Consider the following 2,806-nt stretch of genomic DNA (forward strand, 5'->3'; position numbering starts at 1 on the left):
CATCCGTTCCGGTTTTAATATATTTACGATATAATCAATCGTTATTTGTGGTTCAACGGTTGTACCGCAAGTATAACAGTCAATAGCTGCAAAATTTTGTTCCGGGTAAGTGTGAATGGAAAGATATCAGGGATTACAATTGATCAAAGTACTTTATATCCACTACTTCGCCGATTAGAAAAGCAGGAGTTAGTGACGAGTAGTTGGGATAAAACAGAGAGTAGACCTCGTAAGTATTATGTTTTAAGTGAATATGGATTAGAGATATTTTTACAATTGAAAAAGCAGTGGGTAAAGGATTCGAAAGAACTTTATAACTTATTAAAGGAGGAGGACAAAAATGAGTTTGATTGATATGTATGTCCATGAAGTTGCGAAGAGATTGCCTGAACAAAATCGTGAAGATATTACACTTGAACTACGGTCAACAATAGAGGATATGTTACCAGACGATTATAATGAGGAAGATGTGAAGAGTGTACTCGAAAAATTGGGAAGTCCAGTTTCATTGGCTAATGGGTACTTGGATAGACCAATGCATTTAATTGGACCACGTTATTTTGATGTATATACGACGCTATTAAAAATGATTATACCAATTGCAGCTGTTATTGCGCTCATTTCAATGGTTGCAGAAAATTTTATAGGCTATAGTGGTGATCAAGCAGCATTAAATGTTATTTTACAATTGATAGGTAAAGGTATTGGGGAAATTTTTGAAGTGGGTCTTCATGTATTTTTCTGGTTGACACTTGTGTTTGTTATTTTAGAAAGAACAGATAAAGACAAAGGTATTCAGCCGTTGACGACAAGTTTTAAAAAATGGACACCAGATGATTTGAAAAACATCTCGTATATCCCAAAGAAAAAAGCAATCTCGAAGTTTGAAGTTTTTGGAGGTTTAATGTGGACAGCAGTTTGGGCTACACTTTACTTTTATGCGAATCATCTTGTTGGCGTATATCATGGTACGGCAAATGGACTGAAGTTTGTCTCGCCAACTTTTAATCAAGATGTTTTACTGCAGTACTGGCCAATCATTGTAATTATGATCGTTTTTGAAATAGGTATATCCCTTTATAAATTAGTGCAAGGACAATGGACGCAAAGATTGGCGATTGGAAATGCTATTCTTCAAGTAGCTGGGACGATAGTATTCATTGTAATTGTAGTAAATCCACATTTATTTAACGCAGGATTTATTACGTATTTGGCAAATGCATTTACTATTTCCCCAGAGGAGTTTAAAACGTGGCTCATTGGGGGAGGAATTTTCTTTTATATGTTATCTGCTGCAATAAATATATTTGATGGTTTCCGAAAAGCTAGTATTCGTATGTAGATAAAAAACGGAAATTTCGATAAAATAAAACTATTAAAAAAATAGTGAAATAAGATGAACATGATGAAAGGAAGAAAATAATGATAAGGGAAGCAACGAAAAGAGATTTAGCATACATTTTAGATATTTATAACGATGCGATACTTTATACAACAGCTGTATATGCGTATAAACCTGTAACCCTTGAAAATAGAATAGATTGGTATGAACAAAAAAAGGCTGAAGGGTATCCCATTTTCGTATATGAATTAGATAATAAAGTAGTAGGGTTTGCGACATTCGGCCCATTTAGAGCGTGGCCTGCTTATAAATATTCAGTTGAACATTCTGTGTATGTAGATAAGGCATATAGAAAAAATGGCATTGGGTCTTCATTAATGAAAGAATTAATCAAAATTGCGAAGGAAAGAGAGTATATGACCTTAATTGCTGGAATTGATGCAGAGAATGAAAAAAGTATTGCCTTGCATCAAAACTATGGATTTGTTCATGCAGGGACAATAAAAAAATCTGGTTATAAGTTTAATAAATGGCTAGATTTAACTTTTTATCAGCTGGAACTTAACGGTCCTGAAAATCCTATAGAAGAATAAATATTTTTCGGTAGCAAGAAAAAATGCATGCTACCTTTTTCTTATTTAAATAGCTGATATGAGCTGCCGAAAAGTTTTTTTATATTCGATATTGAATTTATTGGTATAATAGGAATGTTTAACGAATTTCTGCTTCTTTATGTGATGGGGGGAAAAGATTTACCGAATCGCCGTGAAAATAAAGAGGTAGATGAAGCTTTTGCAGTAGTTTTAAAGTACATATACAAAGAATATAGTGAAAACATGCTAGGAGTGAGCGGTTGAAAAGAAACTTAAAGACTTCAACAATCATTATTTTAATTTTAACGATTATTGCTCTTGAAGTTGGAATCGCACTATATGATCACGATTTGTCATTAGATACAATTTACTTTACAGCGATCCTTATTTGTATTGTATTGTATTGCTTTTTAGCACACGTGTTTCTGGAGAGAAAGAAAGTACATCGAAACGAGGAAGAAGAAAAACAGCTCTTATATTTTGGCCATCTATTTTATTGTCTATCGTTTGTTTTGCGGTTATAAGTTACATAAGGGTAGGATATGTCTCTGTACCAGGTATAATTGGCTTTTCATGCTTTGTTACATATGGTGGATTCGTATGTATTAGTATTTTAAAGAGAAAAAATAAAATGTAGATTACTAAGCTGAAAGGAAGCAATATAAATGAAACATATAAAGAACGGTACACGCACTGAAGGAGAATATATTAAAAATAAAGTTATTCAATATAATATGTCCATCTTAACAGATGAGGCAAGACAGACGATGGAAGAAGTACGCCTCGTAGTAAAAAATGAAGAAGGAAAAATTTTTGGTGGCGTAACAGGTACGATGTATTTTTATCACCTTCATATCGAATTTTTATGGGT

Annotated in this window: 3 protein-coding genes and 4 pseudogenes; 6 read left to right on the forward strand and 1 reads right to left on the reverse strand. The window is 33.1% G+C overall.

Annotated elements, in window-relative coordinates:
- Positions 1-126, reverse strand: a pseudogene (locus tag H6481_RS27955) (S-adenosylmethionine decarboxylase); the annotation flags it as partial.
- Here H6481_RS27955 and H6481_RS27960 point away from each other — a divergent pair.
- The 6 genes and pseudogenes from H6481_RS27960 to H6481_RS27985 form a co-directional block, all read left to right on the forward strand.
- A pseudogene (locus tag H6481_RS27960) lies at positions 127-354 on the forward strand (PadR family transcriptional regulator); the annotation flags it as partial.
- Positions 341-1,342, forward strand: a complete 1,002-nt coding sequence (locus H6481_RS27965; RefSeq protein ID WP_078993754.1) for a hypothetical protein — start codon at positions 341-343, stop codon at positions 1,340-1,342. The pseudogene H6481_RS27960 and the gene H6481_RS27965, both read left to right, overlap by 14 nt.
- Before the next feature lie 80 nt (positions 1,343-1,422).
- Positions 1,423-1,935 carry a GNAT family N-acetyltransferase gene (locus tag H6481_RS27970; RefSeq protein ID WP_182813782.1) on the forward strand — a complete coding sequence of 171 codons (513 nt, stop codon included), beginning with the start codon at positions 1,423-1,425 and terminating at the stop codon, positions 1,933-1,935.
- Between the two features lie 114 nt (positions 1,936-2,049).
- Entirely contained in the window at positions 2,050-2,199 is a 150-nt protein-coding gene (locus tag H6481_RS27975; RefSeq protein WP_176328760.1) for a hypothetical protein, read from the forward strand.
- Positions 2,196-2,572: pseudogene (locus tag H6481_RS27980) on the forward strand (hypothetical protein). The gene H6481_RS27975 and the pseudogene H6481_RS27980 overlap by 4 nt, the downstream one beginning before the upstream one ends.
- 28 nt (positions 2,573-2,600) lie before the next feature.
- Positions 2,601-2,806, forward strand: a pseudogene (locus H6481_RS27985) (GNAT family N-acetyltransferase); the annotation flags it as partial.

The organism is Bacillus sp. ME78 (genome assembly GCF_903970865.1).
Classification (GTDB): Bacteria; Bacillota; Bacilli; order Bacillales; family Bacillaceae_G; genus Bacillus_A; species Bacillus_A cereus.

Excerpts from the sequence above, each read along its gene's own strand:
- H6481_RS27965 (WP_078993754.1), top strand. The coding sequence starts at position 341 with ATGAGTTTGATTGATATGTATGTCCATGAAGTTGCGAAGAGATTGCCT.
- H6481_RS27970 (WP_182813782.1), top strand. The coding sequence starts at position 1,423 with ATGATAAGGGAAGCAACGAAAAGAGATTTAGCATACATTTTAGATATT.
- H6481_RS27975 (WP_176328760.1), top strand. The coding sequence starts at position 2,050 with ATGTTTAACGAATTTCTGCTTCTTTATGTGATGGGGGGAAAAGATTTA.